Below are 17,348 nucleotides of genomic sequence, written 5' to 3'. Positions count from 1 at the left end.
TCGCTCCCCTACGCAACACCTCCACTCGGCCTCCTGAAGGGGACCAGGTCGCGAGCTTGCGTAATCTTTGCGGAATTGGAATTGGCGGCGTCTGGCCTTTGCCTTTGCTCCTCAACTGCGATGGTACAGACGACGCCCAAATCCCCTTCAGGAGGCCGATTGGAATCACCGTGTAAGGGGTTGAGCGGCATGGATGCCGCGAGAGCCGTGATGGGCCAGGGATGGCCCTTCTCGGCGTGCCCGTGTAGCGGTGATGGAGCGAGGGAACCCCGGCGCAGCCGGGGCCGTATGTAGGGGTGTGTTTCTTTGCTTACTTTCTTTGCACAAGCAAAGAAAGTGAGTCGCCCGTAAGGGGCGAAACCCATCAGGCCAGGCGGCGTGCTAATGGAGAGTGCCAAGTCATCGACAGCTCACACGTAATTGCCAGTCCGGTATCAAACGTATCCTCCCCGCGAAAATGCGAAGAATCTTTTTATACCTGCTGTCAGTTGCGTACCACCGCACTGCGGTATTCGCCAGGGCTCACCCCATAGGCCTGCTTGAACTGTCGCGACAGGTGGCTCTGATCGGCGAAGCCCAGCTGCATTGCCACGGTGACCGCTGTGCAGCCCGTTTTGAGCAACGCCCGCGCCTGCTCCAGACGCCGCTGCTTGAGCCAGGCATGCGGCGGCAAGCCGGTCGCGCGGCGAAACACCCGAGCGAAATGAAAGGGTGAGAGGTTGACCGCGACCGCCAACTCCTCCAGCGAGGGCGGCTCGATCAGGCGTTCGGCGAGCATCTGCTTGGCGCAAGCCACTGCCCAGGGCTCACGCCCAGGCGCAGGCGGTTCGGCGAGCCGCGCGTGACGCTGAAACAACAGCAGAATCGCCTCCCGCCAGGCCAGTTGCTGCTGCAGCGCCTCGGCACCGTCCTCGAGCAACTGGTGCAATTGCAGAAAGGCCGCGTGCAAACGCGGATCATGCAGCACGCTGAAGGCAAACGACGGCATGCCGCTCTTGGCCAGGCCCAGTTCCTGCAGCGCCCCCAGTACCTGGGCGTTGCCTGGGTAGAAACCGCGATAGCGCCAACCGTCTTCGTGCGCCCTGGAGCCAGTGTGCACTTCATCCGGGTTGATCAGCACCATGCTGCCCTGAGGTGCCAGATGATCACTGCCCCGATGACGGAAGCGCTGGGCACCATGTTCGATCACGGTGAACACGAAGCCTTCATGCACGTGGGGCGCAAAACGCTGTTCGAGGTAGCGCGCCTGCAACAGCTCGACCCCGTTCAATGCGGAGGCTTGCCAGAAGCGGGTCTGCTCGCGACTGTGCATCAGGCTCAGGCGCCGAAGCCCGCCTCCAGCACCTCACGCAGCGCCGGCCATTCCAGGTCGGTAACGCTGTACAGCACGGTGTCATCGAGACGGCCGTCGGCCAGACGGCGATGGTTGCGCAGCAACCCTTCACGAACGGCGCCAAGCTTCTCGATGGCGCGTTGCGAGCGCAGGTTGCTGGCGGCGGTTTTCAGTTGCACGCGAACCATGCCCCAGTTTTCGAAAGCATGCTTGAGCATCAAATACTTGATGCTGGTGTTCAGCCCGCTGCCATGCTGGTTGTGGTCGAGCCAGGTCCAGCCGATTTCACAAGCTGGCAGCGTATTCATGAAGTCGGCGAAGCGTGTGGTGCCCACCAACTCGTCACCCAGGCGAATGACGAACGGCAGTGCCCGCTGCTCGCGCAGATCGGCCAAGGCGCTGCGGTACCAGTCCAGTCGCTGGGTGCCGCTCATGTACAGCAGCTCCTCGCGATTGACCTCGGCCAACGCAACAAGAGCGGGAATATCCGCATCAGAGAGCGGTTCCAGGCGCAGAGCGCCACGTTGCAAAGTCACCAGCTGCGGCTTGAACATAGGGTCCCTCCTCGGACAGAGTCGCAAACCGACCAAGCTATCAGCCCCAGCGCTGCTGCACAATCGAGTCCCGTCGCAAAGCACGCCTGCTTGGCTGCGACCTTGGTCGCAGCCGACAGACCGAGGCTTTGTGCAACACTGATCAACATCGGCCTCGCCTCGGCGGCCAGGCTCATTTCGTTTCACTGTGCGTTTGGAGTCTGCATGTCGCTGTCCCCCGGGTTGATCGCCGCGGTCGCCCTGATCTACATGGCCATTCTTTTCGCCATCGCCTTCTATGGCGACCGCCGCAGCACGCCCATGCCGCCGAAGATCCGGGCCTGGGTCTATTCGCTGTCGCTGGCCGTTTACTGCACCAGCTGGACCTTCTTCGGCGCCGTCGGCCAGGCTGCCGAGCAGCTGTGGTCGTTCCTGCCGATCTACCTTGGCCCGATCATCCTGCTGCTGACCATGCCCTGGGTGCTGCAGAAAATGGTGATGATCAGCAAGCAGGAGAACATCACCTCCATCGCCGACTTCATCGCCGCGCGCTACGGCAAGTCGCAGTCGCTGGCGATCGTCGTGGCGCTGATCTGCCTGGTCGGCGTGCTGCCCTACATCGCACTGCAGCTCAAGGGCATCGTACTCGGAGTCAACCTGCTGATCGGCGCGCATGCCCAGGATACCGGCACCAGCGCGCAGGACACGGCGCTGATCGTGTCGCTGGCCCTGGCGCTGTTCACCATTCTGTTCGGCACGCGCAACCTCGACGTCACCGAGCACCACCGAGGCATGGTGCTGGCGATTGCCTTCGAATCGCTGGTCAAGCTGCTGGCCTTCCTCGCCGTGGGCGCCTTCGTCACCTTCGGCCTGTACAACGGTTTCAATGACCTGCTGGAACAGGCGCACAACACTGCCGAGCTGGACGACTTCTGGAACGAGGCGGTGAACTGGCCGGCCATGCTGGTGCAGACCGGCATGGCGATGATCGCCATCGTCTGCCTGCCGCGGCAGTTTCATGTCACCGTGGTGGAAAACATCGAGCCCAAGGACCTGCGCCTGGCACGCTGGGTCTTCCCGGCCTATCTGGTGCTGGCCGTACTGTTCGTCGTGCCTATCGCCCTGGCCGGGCAGATGCTACTGCCAGCCGGCGTGACACCGGACTCCTTCGTCATCAGCCTGCCGTTGGCCGAAGCTCATCCAAGCCTGGCGGTACTGGCCTTCATCGGCGGCGCCTCGGCCGCCACCGGCATGGTGATCGTCGCCTCGGTAGCGCTGTCGACGATGATCTCCAACGACATGCTGTTGCCCTGGCTGCTGCGCCGGCAGAGCACCGAGCGGCCGTTCGAGGCCTTCCGCCACTGGATGCTCACCGCGCGCCGGGTCAGCATCGTGCTGATTCTGCTGCTGGCCTACGTCTGCTATCGCCTGCTCGGCGAGGGCACCAGCCTGGCCACCATCGGCCAGGTCTCGTTCGCTGCCATTGGCCAGCTGGCACCGGCCATGTTCGGCGCACTGGTGTGGAAGCAGGCCAATCGCCGCGGCGTGTTCGCCGGCCTGATCTTCGGCGCCATGCTCTGGTTCTACACCCTGGTCCTGCCGCTGGCGGCACGCGGCATGGGCTGGTCACTGGACAGCTTCCCCGGCCTCACCACCCTGCTCTACGCCCCCATCGGCCTGCAGGTCGACCCGCTGACGCGCGGCGTGGTGCTGTCGCTGGCCGGCAACATGCTGTTGTTTGCCTGGGTCTCCTGGTTCTCGCGCACACGGGTTTCCGAGCACTGGCAAGCCGGGCGCTTCATCGGCCATGACCTGGGCACCAAACCCAGCAGCCGCAGCCTGCTGGCGGTGCAGGTGGCCGACCTGCTGATGCTGTCCAGCCGTTTCGTCGGCGAAGAACGCGCGCAACAGAGTTTTACCCGCTTCGCCCTGCGCCAGGGCAAAGGCAAGGACTTCGATCCCAACCAGCCGGCCAACAGCGAGTGGATCGCCCACACCGAACGTCTGCTCGCCGGTGTTCTTGGCGCCTCCTCGACCCGTGCGGTGGTCAAGGCCGCCATCGAAGGCCGCGAAATGCAGGTCGAGGATGTGGTACGCATCGTCGACGAAGCCAGCGAGGTGCTGCAGTTCAACCGTGCCCTGCTGCAGGGCGCGATCGAGAACATTACCCAGGGCATCAGCGTGGTCGACCAGAACCTGCGCCTGGTGGCCTGGAACCACCGTTACCTGGAGTTGTTCGAGTACCCCGAAGGCCTGATCTACGTCGGTCGGCCGATTGCCGAGATCATCCGCTTCAATGCCGAACGCGGCATGCTCGGCGGCGGCGACCTCGAAGAGAACGTCGCCAAGCGCCTGTACTGGATGCGCCAGGGCACCGCGCACAGCTATGAGCGGGTGTTCCCCAACGGCCGGGTGATCGAACTGATCGGCAACCCCATGCCGGGCGGCGGTTTCGTCATGAGTTTCACCGACATCACCGAGTTCCGCGAAGCCGAGCGCGCCCTCAAGGACGCCAACGAAAGCCTCGAACGACGAGTCGCCGAACGAACTCATGAACTGTCGAAACTGAACCAGGCACTGACCGAAGCCAAGGCCCACGCCGAGGCTGCCAACCAGTCGAAGACACGCTTCCTCGCTGCGGTCAGCCATGACCTGATGCAACCGCTCAATGCGGCTCGGCTGTTCTCGGCCGCCCTTTCCCATCAGGACGACGCCCTGCCCGGCGAAGCCCAGGAGCTGGTTCGGCATCTGGACAGCTCGTTGCGTTCGGCCGAGGACCTGATCACCGACCTGCTGGATATCTCGCGCCTGGAGAACGGCCGAATCACTCCGGATCGTCACCCCTTCGCCCTCGCCAACCTGTTCGACACCCTCGCCGCCGAGTTCGGCGTGCTGGCAGCCGAACAGGGCATCGATCTGCGCGTACGCGGCAGTCGGCAATGGATCGACAGCGACATCAAGCTGCTGCGCCGGGTGCTGCAGAACTTCCTAACCAACGCCTTCCGCTACGCCAAGGGCCGCGTGGTGCTGGGCGTGCGCCGTGAGGGCAGTCAGCTGCGCCTGGAAGTCTGGGACCGCGGCATGGGCATCCCCGAGGACAAGCGCAAGGTGATCTTCGAGGAGTTCAAGCGCCTCGACAGTCATCAGACGCGCGCCGAGAAGGGCCTGGGGCTGGGGCTGGCGATTGCCGACGGCCTCTGCCGCGTACTCGCCCATCGTCTGGAAGTGCGCTCCTGGCCAGGCAAGGGCAGCGTGTTCAGTGTCAGCGTGCCGCTGGCGAAAAAACCGGCACCGAAACCGCAAGGCCCGGCCGTGTCGGCAATCGATGGCCAGCCGCTGCAGGGCATCCAGGTAATCTGCATCGACAACGAGGACAGTATCCTCACCGGAATGTACAGCCTGCTGTCGCGCTGGGGCTGTCAGGTGTGGACGGCGCGCAATCGCCTGGAGTGCGAACACCTGCTCAGCGAGGACGTGCGCCCGCAACTGGCACTGATCGACTACCACCTTGACGAAGGCGAGACCGGCACCGAGCTGATGGCCTGGCTACGCACGCGCCTGGGCGAGCCCGTGCCCGGCGTGGTGATCAGCGCCGACGGGCGCCCGGAACTGGTCGCCGAAGTGCATGCCGCCGGCCTCGACTACCTGCCCAAACCGGTCAAGCCCGCCGCCCTGCGTGCGTTGCTCAGTCGGCATCTGGTGTTGCGCGGTTAAGGACCGATTGTCGAGCGAAGGTTTGCCACAGGGCAGCCGACATTCCGTCAACGGCATGACACTAGCTACGCTGCAGGAACCCCTGCAGCAGATGGTGCACACGCTCGCTCAGCTCGCGATTGGCCGCTACCGGCAAGCCGCGCGCCAGCTCGGCCTCGACCACCTGCTCGACCAGCGGACGCAACTGCAGCAGCTGGGCGCTCAGCCCTTCCAGTTGATCGGCATGGGGTAGCGAACGCTGCAGCAGCGGATTGACCAGATGGCCAACGATCATCTGCACGATACCGGTGGATATCTGCTCGACGTGCCGACGAATCGACTCCAGCTCGTCGAATAGCGCCGGCAGGGGAATACCGGCGCGGTACAGCTCGACACCCGCAGCGAACAGGCGCGGGCTGGGCACGCTTAGGTGGTCGCCGGCGAACTGCAGCAGACCCATGGCCTGGGCGCGTTCGAGCACCGCGTCATCTAGGTCGCCGCCGAAGATCGCCTGCAGTTCGGCGAATTCCAGGCGCCCCGGCTGCTCCGGCTCGCCCGGACCACGAATGGCCTGATCGAGCCCAAGCACCTGAGCCAGGTCGCGGCCCTGCGCCCAGGCATCGAACAGTTCGCGGATGCTGGCAATGCTGTAGCCGCGCTCCAGCAGTTGGCTGATCAGACGCAGACGCGCCAGGTGCTCGCCGCTGTAGATGCCGACACGTCCACGCCGCTCCGGTGGCGACAACAAGCCACGGTCCTGATAGGCACGTACGTTGCGCACGGTGGTCTGCCCCGCCCGGGCCAGCTCGTCGACCGTGTATTCAGCGACGGCCGCGGCAGCCTCGGGCGCGGCGTTGCTAAGCAGGCGCTGGAAGAACATGGAAACCTCAGTCATGCGCCGATCATAGTCTCGCGTTGAGTCCCCGCCAACCGTTGCGCTCGCCCCAACCAAGGGCTGGACTTGCAGGGTGCCGGCGCCGAGCAAAATCCCCGATCATCGCGCAGCGCCCATTACAGAGCAGCGCAGATGGCCGAGGTAACGCCGTAACACGTAACCGACCAGATTTGCGTGGCAGCTAGGCAAGAGCCATTCGCCGCACAACAATGACCATTACATCAGAAAATGTAATCGTCATGCCCTGGAGCCTGCCATGTCCCTGCTCGCCCACCCCCTCGGCCTGCTGCGATGAACGCGCCGCTGCAGCCCCATGACCTGCCGCCGCAACAGCTGGACGTTGATAGCGACGGCCTGCGCCTACGCACCTATATCTGGGACAGAGCCGACGCCCCGACCCTGCTGCTGGTGCATGGCTATCCGGACAACCACGAGATCTGGCGGCCGCTGATCCGCGAGTTGGCCGCCGACTACCGAATCGTCGCTTACGACGTGCGTGGCTGCGGTGCTTCCCAGGTGCCGAAGCGCCTGCGCGACTACCGCCTGGAGCAACTCGGTCGCGATCTCGAAGCGGTGGTACTGGCCACCAGCGCGGATCGCCCGGTGCACCTGATCGCCCATGACTGGGGTTCGATCCAGAGCTGGGAAGCGGTAACCGAGCCGCGCATCCAGCCGCTGCTGGCGTCCTACACCAGCATCTCCGGTCCCTGCCTCGACCATGTCGGCCACTGGATGCGCGAGCGCCTGAGCCTGCGTCGACCTGGCGGTCTGTTGCAGGCACTGGGGCAGTTGCTGAGTTCCTGGTACATCGCCTTCTTCCACATCCCGCTGCTACCGGAACTGTGCTGGCGACTGGGCCTGGATCGCGCCTGGCCCAGGCTGCTACGCCGCCTCGAAGGCGTACGCGGTCTGCCGCCGAGCCTTACGCAGCGCAGCGATGGTATGCGCGGTGTACAGCTGTATCGCGCCAACTTCATGCGCCGGCTGCTGCGCCCGCGCAAGCGCAGCAGCCGCGTGCCGGTGCAACTGATCGTGCCGCTGAATGACCGCTTCGTGCGCCCGCAGCTGTTCGATGATCTGCAGCACTGGGCGCCACTGCTGACCCGCCGTGAAATCCGCACCGGCCATTGGCAATTGCTGGCCGAACCCACCACCCTGGCCGGCTGGCTGCGCGACTACGTGAGCCGATTGGAACAGGCCCGGCTGCGACAGGCCCGCCCATGACGCCCCCTGAGCGAGCGCCCCTGCAATTGCCGGCAGGGCCCCGTCACTCGCCCATTTCGTCCAGTGCCGGCAGATCGGCAGATCGCTCGAGCAGCTCGCCCGGCAGGCTCTTGCTGGCGCGGGCGCCCAGTAACTTGAGGTTTTCCACACGGCCAATGAGGTTGCCGCGACCGTCCACCAGCTTGTTGCGCGCGCTGGCGTAGGCCTTGTCCAATTGCTGCAAACGGCTGCCCATCTCGTCCAGGTCGGCGACAAAGGCAACGAACTTGTCGTACAGCTGGCCGGCGCGCTCGGCGATCTCGCGCGCATTCTGGCCCTGACGCTCCTGGCGCCAGAGACTGTCGATCACCCGCAGGGTAGCCAGCAAGGTGGTCGGACTGACGATCACCACCTGCTGCTCGAAGGCTTCCTGGAACAGATCCGGCTCGGCCTGCAACGCCGCAGCGAAGGCCGCCTCGATGGGCACGAAGAGCAGGACGAAATCCAGGCTGTGCAAACCTTCAAGGCGCTGGTAATCCTTGCCGGAGAGGCCCTTGAGGTGGCTGCGCAGCGAGATCAGATGTTGCTTGAGCGCCTGCTGACGAATCGGCTCGTCCACAGCTGCGACATACTGCTGGTAGGCGCTGAGGCTGACCTTGGCATCGACGATCACCTGCCTGTCGCCCGGCAGGCGGATCAGCACGTCAGGCTGAAAGCGTTCACCACCGGCACCCTTGAGGCTGACCTGGGTGTGGTACTCGCGCCCCTTCTCCAGGCCGGCATGCTCCAGCACCCGCTCCAACACCAACTCGCCCCAGTTGCCCTGGGTCTTCTGCCCCTTGAGCGCGCGGGTCAGATTGGTCGCCTCATCGCCCAGGCGCTGATTGAGCTGCTGCAGACGCTCCAACTCCTTGCTCAGGGAAAAGCGCTCGCGCGCCTCTTGTTGATAACTCTCGTCGACGCGCTTCTCGAACGCCTGGATGCGTTCCTTGAGTGGGTCGAGCAACTGGCCCAGGCGTTGCTGGCTGGTCTCCGCGAAACGCTGTTCGCGCTCATCGAAGATCTTCGTCGCCAGCTCGGAGAACTGGGCCCGCAGCTCGTTGCGCGCGCCCTGCAGATCGTCGAGGCGCTGCTGCTGGTTGTCGCGGTTTTCCTGCAACTCGGCAGCCAGCGCCGCACGCTCGGCGGTGAGGCGGCGCAATTCAGCTTCGTTGCGTTCGCGCTGCTGATTCCAGGACTGCGCAGCTTCGCGGGCGATCTGCCGCTCCTGCTGCAGCAGCTCGTTCTCACGACGCAAGCCGGCCAGCTCGGTCTGCTGTTCCACCTTGATCTCGCTGACTTCCGCCAACTCGGCGCGACAGGCCTCAAGCTGCGCCAGCAGGCCGGCCTGGCTCAGCTGCGCATACTCCAGACGTTCCAGCAGCAGCGCCTGCTCGCCTTGTTCGCGAGCCAGCCGGCGCTGCAAGGACCATAGGCCAGCCAGCAACGGAACCAGCGCAACGACGGCGCCGATGGCAAGAGATAGGGGATCGATTGGCATAGACGCTCCGTGTTTGACCGCCGCGCAGTATACCCAGCCGGCGATCTACACGGGGCCAGCACGCAATCAGCGCGACAGACGCTCCAGCTCCTGCTGAGCACTGCGGTCGCCCGCGCGGGCAGCCTGGCGTAGCAGTTCATAACCGATTCGGCGATCGCGGGTATTACCGCAGTCGCGGCAGAGCAGTTGGCCCAACCGGCTCTGCGCCTGCACACAGCCTTTGCGCGCGGGCTGCTTGAGCAGGTTGCCGGCGATGCGTTTGACGCCCGGCGTTTGTCCCAGACGCGGGCTATCGAGCAGCCATAGCGCAACGCGCATGGGCAGATGCGAAGAACCGGAACGACTTGCAGAGGATGAAGAAGGCAAAACGCGAGGCATAAATAAAGGGGGGTGGCTGCCGGGGCGCGCCACTCTACTCCTTTTTTCCCGAAGGTAAAGTCTTGCCTGGCGGAAGGATTTCGGCTCCATGAAAGAGCCCCTCACAATCCACAGAAGCTGTGGATAACTCCGTGCACAACTTGGGCGAAAGAGGTGCCAGGCCCGATGCCATGGGGCTCTCAGTCAAACTGACGATTTTTTCACCAATGAAAAAAATGCATATTTTTCATTGACTTAAAAATCAACCACGAAAAATCAAGCGTTTAGCGGCGTTTCTGACAGTGATGTGACAGCCTGCTTCAGCATTGTGCACAACTCCCTGCGACAGATCCGCGCAGCGCTCTGTTTCGGGGCATCTGACGCGCCAGCGCAGGCCTTACGCGGGGTGCGGCAATTGCCCATGCACCAGGAACTGCTCCCAGTGAAACAGCCGCGGCTGATCCGGCGTCTGCGCATGTTTGAATGCCACGTACTCGCCCGTGGTTTCGCACAGCCAGGCCGTGAGATTGCGCGGGCGTTTTTCCGCGAACGCTGCCGGCACGTAGAGCGCCACGTTGCTGCCGCCATTGGGGCACCGTGCCGAGCGGTACTCGAAAGCCTGGATGCCCGCCGCCCGCATCGCAGCACCCAGGCGCTGAGGCGCGCTGTAATCGCTGGGGTGGGCCAACAGTGCGCCATGCTGATCGAAAGGCGGCTGTTGCAACTGGATACCGCGCTCGACGCGGTAGCGCGCCTCGAACGTGGAATGCTCGGAGAGAATGCGGCCACTGGGTGGGGCAACGGTCATGCCGTTCCACAGGACAAAACGATAGTAGGCGGCCTCGGCCATCGCCGTTTCCACCCGCATAGCCGCATAGAACAAGCTGGGCTCGTGCACGGTGCCGAAGCGCGAGCCCCAACGTAGCGGCGGATAACGAAACGGCGTCTTGAGCAGATAGTGCAGTGGCTCGGCAGCCTCCGGCAGCGGCGGCTTGCTGCTCTCGAGCAGTTCCTCGAGCAGGGCCTGTTCGGCCAGGTTATCCACCAATTGCAGGGTCGCGACCTGCGCCTGGCTCTCCACCATGCGCAGCAGCCTGCCGCGCAATGGCCGCACCTGTCGCTCGCCTTCGCATAGTTGCCAGATATCCATGGCGAAACCTCCCAAGGGTAGAGCCTGCTCAAAACGTCGCGATACTGGAGCCGTGCAAGGCGCTAGTTGGTAACAGCCTGCGACTGGCCAAAGTGGACGAGCAAGGGTTCGAGTTCAGATTTACTGTATCTTTATACAGTATTTTAATTCACTGCGCCCTGCCCTTCTAGCGTCCAGAACAGTGAGTTGGCGGCAAGCGCTCAACCCGGCCGATTGGGCCGCAGACGTTAGTGGCTCTCAGACCTTGCCACGAATGGCGTCCAAGTATTCGACGACGCGTACCAACCCCTGCACCTGACTCATCTGCTGCAGCGGCACGCCAGCCAGATGACGGTTCTCGGTGCGCAGGAAATGGCGCATGTCCTGCTGATTGCCGCCAAACAGTGCAAACAGCGCGCGATAGGCGCGAATCAGCAACAGGGCCAGTTCGCCGGTTTTACTCTGCGGACGCAAACCACCCTGCTCGTTCCAGCGGCTGATGGCACTGCGATGAACGCCGACGATATCGGCCAGCTCCTGCTGCGTCAGCCCCAATTGCTCACGGGTATTGAGCAGGGCCTTGGCCAGTACCGCATCGGCATCGGGCTGAGAGCGAGTCACAGCACTCATCACATCCTCCTTTGCTCGTTTCAAACAAAATAAATATTAAAAGCTGTAAACACACAATAGCACGGAAAGCCGCTTGGCACTCACCCGAGCATGGGGTACCGTCCAATGGACCGCACCGAGCAAGGAACACTCATGAGTCGCCGGCGTTTCTGGCTGAGCATCTGCGTAGCGATACTGGCGCTGCTGTCGCTACTGGCCTGCTATGTCGGCTACCGCGTGCAGCAACTGCTCGACGAGCAGCACATCGAGCTGGACTGGCAGCGACTGAGCCTTTCCTGGCGCGGCCTGCAGCTCCAGGATGCAAGCCTGGTACAACGCCGTGGCGGCGAGCTGCAGGTGCAAAGCGGCGCGCTGCAACTCTACTGGCTGGCCAGTGAGGCGCCTCGCTACCGCCTGGTTGCGCAGGACCTGCGCCTGTCGTGGCAGCCCGCGCAGGCAGAATCCGAAGGCGCGAGCGACAGCGATCTGGCCGGACTCCTGAAGACCCTGAGCAATACCCTGCCCTGGCTACCACGGCGCATCGAACTGTACGACGTCCACGCACAACTGCCCTGCAGCAGCGGTCGCTGCACACTGCAGGGCGACATCGACCTACGGCTTCTGGACGATACCTTGCAGTTGCATACGCAGCTTTTGCGCGCAGCGCACAGGGCGCAGTTGCAAGTACAACTGCTGGGGCTGGGCAGCGAGCTGAACAGCCCACGACAGTTGCAGATGAACCTGCATCTCGATGATCAGCCGCAAATCGCCCTGCATAGCGATCTGCAGGCTCAGGCCGATGCCCTGCAATGGAGCGGCGAACTTGAGATTACAGCGCTGCAGGATATGGCCTGGCTCGCCGAGTGGCTGAGCGAATGGACGCTGCTCGACGCTGCCGCTCTGCCAGCCACACCCCAGCAGGCTGGCATGAACGCCCAGTGGCAACTGCAGGTGCCGCAGGCCCCCCCTACGGTCAGCGAACTGCTGGCCACCTCCGGATGGCTGCGGGTCGATGCGCAGCTACCGCAACCCTGGCCGCTTCCCGGCGTCGGCCTGGTCAGCGGTGAACTGGCGCTCGATCTACGCAACACCCTGGGCGGGTGGCAGGCCCGCCGCTTGAACGGCCATCTGCAGCTCGACACCCGGGACGCCCCCTGGCTGACGTCGCTGCCGAGTGGACTGCGGCCGCAGCGACTGCAGTTGCACCTCGCGCCACTGGATGGCGATGCCAATGAGGTGCTGGGCCTGCAGCTGAACCTCAGCGGGCAAGGCCCGCTGGAACTGCAGGCGGATGCCGAACTGGGCCTGCGCCAATCCCCCGACTGGGCACTCGAAGTTCGGCACCTGCAGCTCGAGGCTCGCAGCAAACGCCTGGACCTGGCCGGCAGCCGTCTCGATGACCTGCGCCTGAACCTTGACCTCGCAGGCAGCGTCACGGAGCAGCAGGTGCAGCTCACCCTGGCCGACAGGTCCCGTCTCGAGGTCCAGCGCCTGCGCAGCGCCGAGCTGGACCTGCAGCAAGCCCAAGCGACGCTGGCTGGCATCAGCCTGAGCGGTGCCCCGGGCGCACCAACCCTGTCCGGCCCGCTGGGCCTGCGCACCCAACGCCTGCACCATCCGCAATTGCAGGCCCAGGGCTGGCAATGGCAGGGAAGCGTCAACGCCGACGCCGGCAGCCAGATCCTAGACGGTGCACTGCTGGCCGATTCGGGCCTGAGCATGGCCCTGCGTGCGAACAACACGAGCAACTCGCTGAACCTGAATGCCACCCTGGACGAGCTGTTCCTGCGCGCCGGCAACCCACTGGCGCAAACCCTGGCCAACTGGCCGCCGCTAATGACCTTGGAGAACGGCCGTATTCAGGGCAACGCCAGCCTCAACCTGCCCAGCGGCAAGCCCCTGCAACTCAAGGCCAGCCTGACTGGCAAGGGCCTGGCCGGCATCTACGACCGCTCCACCCTGAGCGGTCTCGATGCCGAGCTGCGGCTGCAGCTGAGCGGCGACCGACTTCGCCTCGACCTGCCTCAGTTGAGTGCCAAGCAGCTCGACCCTGGCATCGAGCTCGGCCCTCTGCAGTTGCAGGCCAGCTACCAGGCCAGTCTGCAACGGCCACTGGCGGGCAGCCTGACCCACCAGCGCGCGGAACTGGGCATTCTGGGCGGCAGCCTGAGCCTGGCGCCTGCCACCTGGTCGCTGGAACAACCCAGCCAGTTGCTCCAGCTGCGCCTCAATGGCCTGAATCTGCAGGAGCTGTTTCGCGTCTATCCGGCCGAAGGGCTGGCCGGTAGCGGGCTGATCGACGGCACCCTGCCGCTGCGCCTGGGTGGCGCCATCAGCATCGAACAGGGCCTGATCGAAGCCAGGCCACCGGGTGGGCAACTGCGTTTTCATTCACCGCGCATTCGCGCCATGGGCCAGACCAACCCAGGTATGAAGCTGGTCACCGACGCGCTGGAAGACTTCCATTACGATCTGCTCAGCAGTAGCGTCGACTATGATCAGTCCGGCACACTGCGGCTAGGCATGCGCCTGCATGGACAGAACCCGGCCATCGAGAAGGGCCGCCCCATCCACTTCAACATCAATCTGGAAGAAGACATCCCGGCCTTGCTGGCCAGCCTGCAACTGACCGACAAGGTCAGTGGCATCATCCAGCAACGGATTCAGCAATGGATGCGCCAGCGTGTCCCCCAAGAACCAAAGGAGTAGCGCCATGCGCAAGTACCGCCTCCTCGCAGTCCTGAGCCTGGGGCTGCTGTGCCAGGCCTGTACCCCGACGGTACAACTGGCGATGCCGAACGAACCGATCAACATCAACCTGAACGTCAAGGTCGAGCACGAAATCTACATCAAGGTGGACAAGGCGCTGGACAGTGTATTTAGCGAAGGCAGCGGTCTGTTCTAAGGAGAAACGCGATGATCCGATACATTTCGACCCTGTTGCTGGCATTGAGCCTGAGCCTGCCGGCGTACGCACTGAACCTCAACCAGGCCATGAGTGCCCTGGGCGATGCCAAGGCCAGCGGCCAACTCGGCGAGCAACCCAACGGCTACCTGGGCGTGGTCAAGCCCGGCGGCCAGGCCGACGAGATTGCTCGCCTGATCAACCAGGCGCGTCGCGCCGAGTATCAGAAGGTGGCGCAGGACAATGGCATCAGCCTGAACGACGTGGAAGCCATCGCCGGCAAGAAGGCCATCGAGCGCACGCCCAAGGGGCAATTCATCCAGTTGAACGGCCAATGGCTGCAGAAATAGCAGTCACTCCCCAGAGAACCGGTGCGCACGGCGCACCCGTCCGTAGAAACGAAAGAACCCGCCTAGGCGGGTTCTTTTTTGCGCGAGCAGCGATCAGGCGTCGGCTTTGCCAACAGCATCCTTGATCAGGGTCTGCAGCTCGCCCTTCTCGTACATCTCGGTAAGGATATCGCTACCGCCGACCAGCTCACCGCCCACCCACAGCTGCGGGAAGGTCGGCCAGTTGGCGTACTTCGGCAGGTTGGCGCGGATTTCCGGGTTCTGCAGGATGTCGACGTAGGCGAACTTCTCGCCGCAGCCCATCACCACCTGGGCAGCACGGGCGGAGAAGCCACACTGCGGGGCGTTGGGCGAGCCTTTCATGTACAGCAGAACGGTGTTGTTGGCGATCTGCTCTTTGATGGTTTCGATGATATCCATGGGGGCACCTCAGCATAGACTTCGCGACCCGACGGTCGCCACGGTGGCGCGATTGTAGCGAAAAGCCGAGCATAATGCTCGGCCTTGCCGAGCATCCATTGCGCGGTCTTGCGAGGCCCCGTGGGAGCCCCGCCTCGGGGCGAAGCTCTTGGGTCTTTCCCCTACATGGCGTGTTCGCCGCGAGGCGCGGCTCCTATAACCCGGTCGGGAGAGACGCCCTCTACGCAGCCACCACCTCCACCGGCACGCCATTGAGCACCGCATTGCCGGACAGCGCATCGAGCTGGCGTTCGTCGGTCAGGTCGTTGGCGCTGGCACCCGGTTGCGCACGAGCGATGTCCATCTGCACACCGGGTCGAGCATGGCCCCAGCCGTGGGGCAGACTGACCACGCCAGCCATCACCTCATCGCTGGCCGCCACCTCCACCTCGATACTGCCAACCCGCGAGCGCACCCGCACGCGCTGGCCATCGGCCAAGCCACGACTGGCCAGATCCGCCGGGTTCATCAACAACTGATGACGCGGTTTGCCCTTCACCAGACGGTGATAGTTGTGCATCCAGGAGTTGTTGCTGCGCACGTGACGACGGCCGATCAGCAGCAGTTCATGGGCGGCCGGCTGCTGTTGTTCGGCAAAGCGCGCCAGATCGGTCAGCAGCAGCTCAGGAGCCGCCTGCACCGCCTTGCTCGGGGTTTTCAGGCGCGCGGCAAGATTCGGCTGCAAGGGCCCCAGGTCGAGCCCATGCGGATGCTCGCGCAAGGCAGCCAGGCTGAGTTTGCGCTCGCTACTATCACCGTAGGGGCCGAAACGCAGGCCCATGTCGATCATCTGCTCCGGCGCCATGGTCGGCTTCAGCTCAAGGCCATTGCGCGCAGCGAAGGCCTTGGCCAGGCCGACGAAGATTTCCCAGTCGTGCAACGCGCCTTTCGGCTTGGCCAGCACCGCCTCATTGAAACGGGTGACATTGCGCACCGCGAACACATTGAAGGTGGTGTCGTAATGATCATGCTCCAGCGGCGCGGTCGGCGGCAGGATCAGGTCGGCGTAGCGGGTGGTTTCGTTGATGTAGAAATCCACCGAGAGCATGAACTCCAGGCCGTCCAGCGCCTGTTCCAGCTGGCGGCCATTGGGCGTGGACAGCACCGGGTTGCCGGCCACGGTGACCAGCGCGCGGATCTGCCCCTCGCCAGGCGTGAGCATCTCTCCGGCCAGCGCCGAAACCGGTAGCTCGCCGCCATACTCCGGCAAGCCGGAAACCCGGCTCTGCCAACGGTTGAAATGCCCGCCTGAAGTGCTCGCCACCAGATCCACCGCCGGTGTCGTGCAGAGCACACCGCCTGCGCGATCGAGGTTGCCGGTCACCAGGTTGATCAGCTGCACCAGCCATTGACACAGCGTACCGAACGCCTGGGTGGAAACCCCCATGCGGCCGTAGCACACCGCCTTGTCCGCTGCCGCGAAATCCCGCGCCAGTTGCCGGATGGTTTCGGCCGGCACCCCACAACGCGCGCTCATGGCCTCAGCATGGAACCCGCCAATCGCTTCGCGCACCTGCTCCAACCCCTCCACCGGCAGATGACTGCCACGCGTCAGGCCTTCCTCGAACAGGGTGTTGAGCAGCGCCAGCAGCAGCGCGGCATCGCTACCGGGGCGCACGAACAGATGCTGGTCGGCGATGGCCGCGGTTTCGCTGCGCCGCGGGTCGACCACCACCAGTTTGCCACCACGCGCCTGGATGGCCTTCAGGCGCTTCTCCACATCCGGCACGGTCATGATGCTGCCGTTGGAAGCCAGCGGGTTGCCGCCGAGGATCAACATGAAGTCGGTGTGATCGATGTCGGGAATCGGAATCAGCAGGCCGTGGCCATACATCAGGTGGCTGGTCAGGTGGTGCGGCAACTGGTCGACCGACGTGGCGGAGAAGCGATTGCGGGTTTTCAGCTGACCGAGGAAATAGTTGCTGTGGGTCATCAGCCCGTAGTTGTGCACGCTGGGATTGCCCTGATAAACCGCCACGGCGTTTTGCCCATGCGCCGCCTGAATTGTGCTCAGGCGCTCGGCCACCAGTTCGAACGCCTCGTCCCAGTCGATGGCCTGCCATTGTTCACCGATGCGCCGCATGGGCTGGCGAATGCGATCCGGGTCATTCTGGATATCCTGCAGCGCCACGGCCTTGGGGCAGATATGACCACGGCTGAAGCTGTCCTGGGCATCACCCTTGATCGAGCGGATGTGCGTTTCGCCGTCTGCCTGGGTTTCAGTTTCGATGGCGAGCCCGCAGATGGCTTCGCACAGATGGCATGCACGGTAATGGAGGGACTTGGTCATGGCCTGGCCTCTTGTTCTGATCCGAGACGACCGGTCAGGTCGCGGGCTTAGA

Annotated in this window: 14 protein-coding genes; 5 read left to right on the top strand and 9 right to left on the bottom strand. The window is 63.9% G+C overall.

Annotation, left to right across the window (positions count from 1 at the left end; all coding sequences use genetic code 11):
* Window positions 1-484: 484 nt before the first annotated feature.
* Window positions 485-1,312: a helix-turn-helix transcriptional regulator gene (locus BLR77_RS24400; protein WP_074682660.1), complete on the bottom strand. Its 828-nt coding sequence runs from the start codon at window positions 1,310-1,312 to the stop codon at window positions 485-487.
* Window positions 1,313-1,317: 5 nt separating this feature from the next.
* Window positions 1,318-1,887, bottom strand: a complete 570-nt coding sequence (locus BLR77_RS24395; RefSeq protein WP_074682658.1) for a GNAT family N-acetyltransferase — start codon at window positions 1,885-1,887, stop codon at window positions 1,318-1,320.
* 204 nt (window positions 1,888-2,091) lie between these two features.
* Between BLR77_RS24395 and BLR77_RS24390 the strand changes: the two genes are divergently transcribed.
* Complete coding sequence (locus BLR77_RS24390) at window positions 2,092-5,580, top strand: hybrid sensor histidine kinase/response regulator (RefSeq protein ID WP_074682656.1); 3,489 nt, start codon at window positions 2,092-2,094, stop codon at window positions 5,578-5,580.
* 61 nt (window positions 5,581-5,641) lie between these two features.
* Here the strand turns inward: BLR77_RS24390 and BLR77_RS24385 are convergent, their stop codons facing one another.
* The gene (locus BLR77_RS24385; protein ID WP_074682654.1) at window positions 5,642-6,454 is read right to left on the bottom strand and encodes a MerR family transcriptional regulator; all 813 of its coding nucleotides are present in this window, start codon (window positions 6,452-6,454) and stop codon (window positions 5,642-5,644) included.
* A 291-nt stretch (window positions 6,455-6,745) separates the two neighbouring features.
* On the opposite strand from BLR77_RS24385, the gene BLR77_RS24380 reads away from it, so the two are divergent.
* Window positions 6,746-7,678, top strand: coding sequence for an alpha/beta fold hydrolase (locus BLR77_RS24380; RefSeq protein WP_074682652.1), 933 nt, complete (start codon window positions 6,746-6,748; stop codon window positions 7,676-7,678).
* A 43-nt stretch (window positions 7,679-7,721) separates the two neighbouring features.
* On the opposite strand, the gene rmuC is transcribed toward BLR77_RS24380, so the two are convergent.
* The 4 genes from rmuC to BLR77_RS24360 all read right to left on the bottom strand — a co-directional run bounded on the left by rmuC (window position 7,722) and on the right by BLR77_RS24360 (window position 11,313).
* Window positions 7,722-9,197, bottom strand: coding sequence for a DNA recombination protein RmuC (rmuC, locus tag BLR77_RS24375; protein ID WP_074682650.1), 1,476 nt, complete (start codon window positions 9,195-9,197; stop codon window positions 7,722-7,724).
* A 66-nt stretch (window positions 9,198-9,263) separates the two neighbouring features.
* Complete coding sequence (locus BLR77_RS24370; RefSeq protein ID WP_074682648.1) at window positions 9,264-9,515, bottom strand: SEL1-like repeat protein; 252 nt, start codon at window positions 9,513-9,515, stop codon at window positions 9,264-9,266.
* A 436-nt stretch (window positions 9,516-9,951) separates the two neighbouring features.
* A complete protein-coding gene (locus BLR77_RS24365; RefSeq protein WP_074682646.1) occupies window positions 9,952-10,704 on the bottom strand; it encodes an RES family NAD+ phosphorylase in 753 nt (250 codons plus the stop codon).
* A gap of 237 nt (window positions 10,705-10,941) precedes the next feature.
* The gene (locus tag BLR77_RS24360) at window positions 10,942-11,313 is read right to left on the bottom strand and encodes an XRE family transcriptional regulator (protein WP_037003152.1); all 372 of its coding nucleotides are present in this window, start codon (window positions 11,311-11,313) and stop codon (window positions 10,942-10,944) included.
* Window positions 11,314-11,445: 132 nt separating this feature from the next.
* Between BLR77_RS24360 and BLR77_RS24355 the strand changes: the two genes are divergently transcribed.
* From BLR77_RS24355 to BLR77_RS24345, 3 genes are read left to right on the top strand one after another with little or no spacing between them, the layout of a single operon-like run.
* Window positions 11,446-14,001: an intermembrane phospholipid transport YdbH family protein gene (locus tag BLR77_RS24355; RefSeq protein WP_074682644.1), complete on the top strand. Its 2,556-nt coding sequence runs from the start codon at window positions 11,446-11,448 to the stop codon at window positions 13,999-14,001.
* 4 nt (window positions 14,002-14,005) lie between these two features.
* Window positions 14,006-14,197 carry a YnbE family lipoprotein gene (locus BLR77_RS24350; RefSeq protein ID WP_074682642.1) on the top strand — a complete coding sequence of 64 codons (192 nt, stop codon included), beginning with the start codon at window positions 14,006-14,008 and terminating at the stop codon, window positions 14,195-14,197.
* 11 nt (window positions 14,198-14,208) lie between these two features.
* Window positions 14,209-14,547, top strand: a complete 339-nt coding sequence (locus BLR77_RS24345; RefSeq protein ID WP_059391169.1) for a YdbL family probable chaperone protein — start codon at window positions 14,209-14,211, stop codon at window positions 14,545-14,547.
* Between the two features lie 93 nt (window positions 14,548-14,640).
* Here BLR77_RS24345 and grxD read toward each other — a convergent pair whose 3' ends face one another.
* Together grxD and BLR77_RS24335 are read right to left on the bottom strand one after the other, a co-directional pair.
* Window positions 14,641-14,967 carry a Grx4 family monothiol glutaredoxin gene (grxD, locus tag BLR77_RS24340; RefSeq protein WP_074682640.1) on the bottom strand — a complete coding sequence of 109 codons (327 nt, stop codon included), beginning with the start codon at window positions 14,965-14,967 and terminating at the stop codon, window positions 14,641-14,643.
* A gap of 220 nt (window positions 14,968-15,187) precedes the next feature.
* The gene (locus BLR77_RS24335; protein WP_074682638.1) at window positions 15,188-17,296 is read right to left on the bottom strand and encodes a molybdopterin oxidoreductase family protein; all 2,109 of its coding nucleotides are present in this window, start codon (window positions 17,294-17,296) and stop codon (window positions 15,188-15,190) included.
* Between the last annotated feature and the right edge of the window lie 52 nt (window positions 17,297-17,348).

It is taken from the genome of Ectopseudomonas alcaliphila (assembly GCF_900101755.1).
Taxonomy (GTDB): Bacteria; Pseudomonadota; Gammaproteobacteria; order Pseudomonadales; family Pseudomonadaceae; genus Aquipseudomonas; species Aquipseudomonas alcaliphila.
The sequence above is the reverse complement of the archived record's forward strand: the minus strand, read 5'-3'. Positions and strand labels throughout refer to the sequence as shown.

Coding starts and splice junctions, on each gene's coding strand:
- BLR77_RS24400 (WP_074682660.1), bottom strand. CDS start 1,312: ATGCACAGTCGCGAGCAGACCCGCTTCTGGCAAGCCTCCGCATTGAAC.
- BLR77_RS24395 (WP_074682658.1), bottom strand. CDS start 1,887: ATGTTCAAGCCGCAGCTGGTGACTTTGCAACGTGGCGCTCTGCGCCTG.
- BLR77_RS24390 (WP_074682656.1), top strand. CDS start 2,092: ATGTCGCTGTCCCCCGGGTTGATCGCCGCGGTCGCCCTGATCTACATG.
- BLR77_RS24385 (WP_074682654.1), bottom strand. CDS start 6,454: ATGACTGAGGTTTCCATGTTCTTCCAGCGCCTGCTTAGCAACGCCGCG.
- BLR77_RS24380 (WP_074682652.1), top strand. CDS start 6,746: ATGAACGCGCCGCTGCAGCCCCATGACCTGCCGCCGCAACAGCTGGAC.
- rmuC (WP_074682650.1), bottom strand. CDS start 9,197: ATGCCAATCGATCCCCTATCTCTTGCCATCGGCGCCGTCGTTGCGCTG.
- BLR77_RS24370 (WP_074682648.1), bottom strand. CDS start 9,515: ATGCGCGTTGCGCTATGGCTGCTCGATAGCCCGCGTCTGGGACAAACG.
- BLR77_RS24365 (WP_074682646.1), bottom strand. CDS start 10,704: ATGGATATCTGGCAACTATGCGAAGGCGAGCGACAGGTGCGGCCATTG.
- BLR77_RS24360 (WP_037003152.1), bottom strand. CDS start 11,313: ATGAGTGCTGTGACTCGCTCTCAGCCCGATGCCGATGCGGTACTGGCC.
- BLR77_RS24355 (WP_074682644.1), top strand. CDS start 11,446: ATGAGTCGCCGGCGTTTCTGGCTGAGCATCTGCGTAGCGATACTGGCG.
- BLR77_RS24350 (WP_074682642.1), top strand. CDS start 14,006: ATGCGCAAGTACCGCCTCCTCGCAGTCCTGAGCCTGGGGCTGCTGTGC.
- BLR77_RS24345 (WP_059391169.1), top strand. CDS start 14,209: ATGATCCGATACATTTCGACCCTGTTGCTGGCATTGAGCCTGAGCCTG.
- grxD (WP_074682640.1), bottom strand. CDS start 14,967: ATGGATATCATCGAAACCATCAAAGAGCAGATCGCCAACAACACCGTT.
- BLR77_RS24335 (WP_074682638.1), bottom strand. CDS start 17,296: ATGACCAAGTCCCTCCATTACCGTGCATGCCATCTGTGCGAAGCCATC.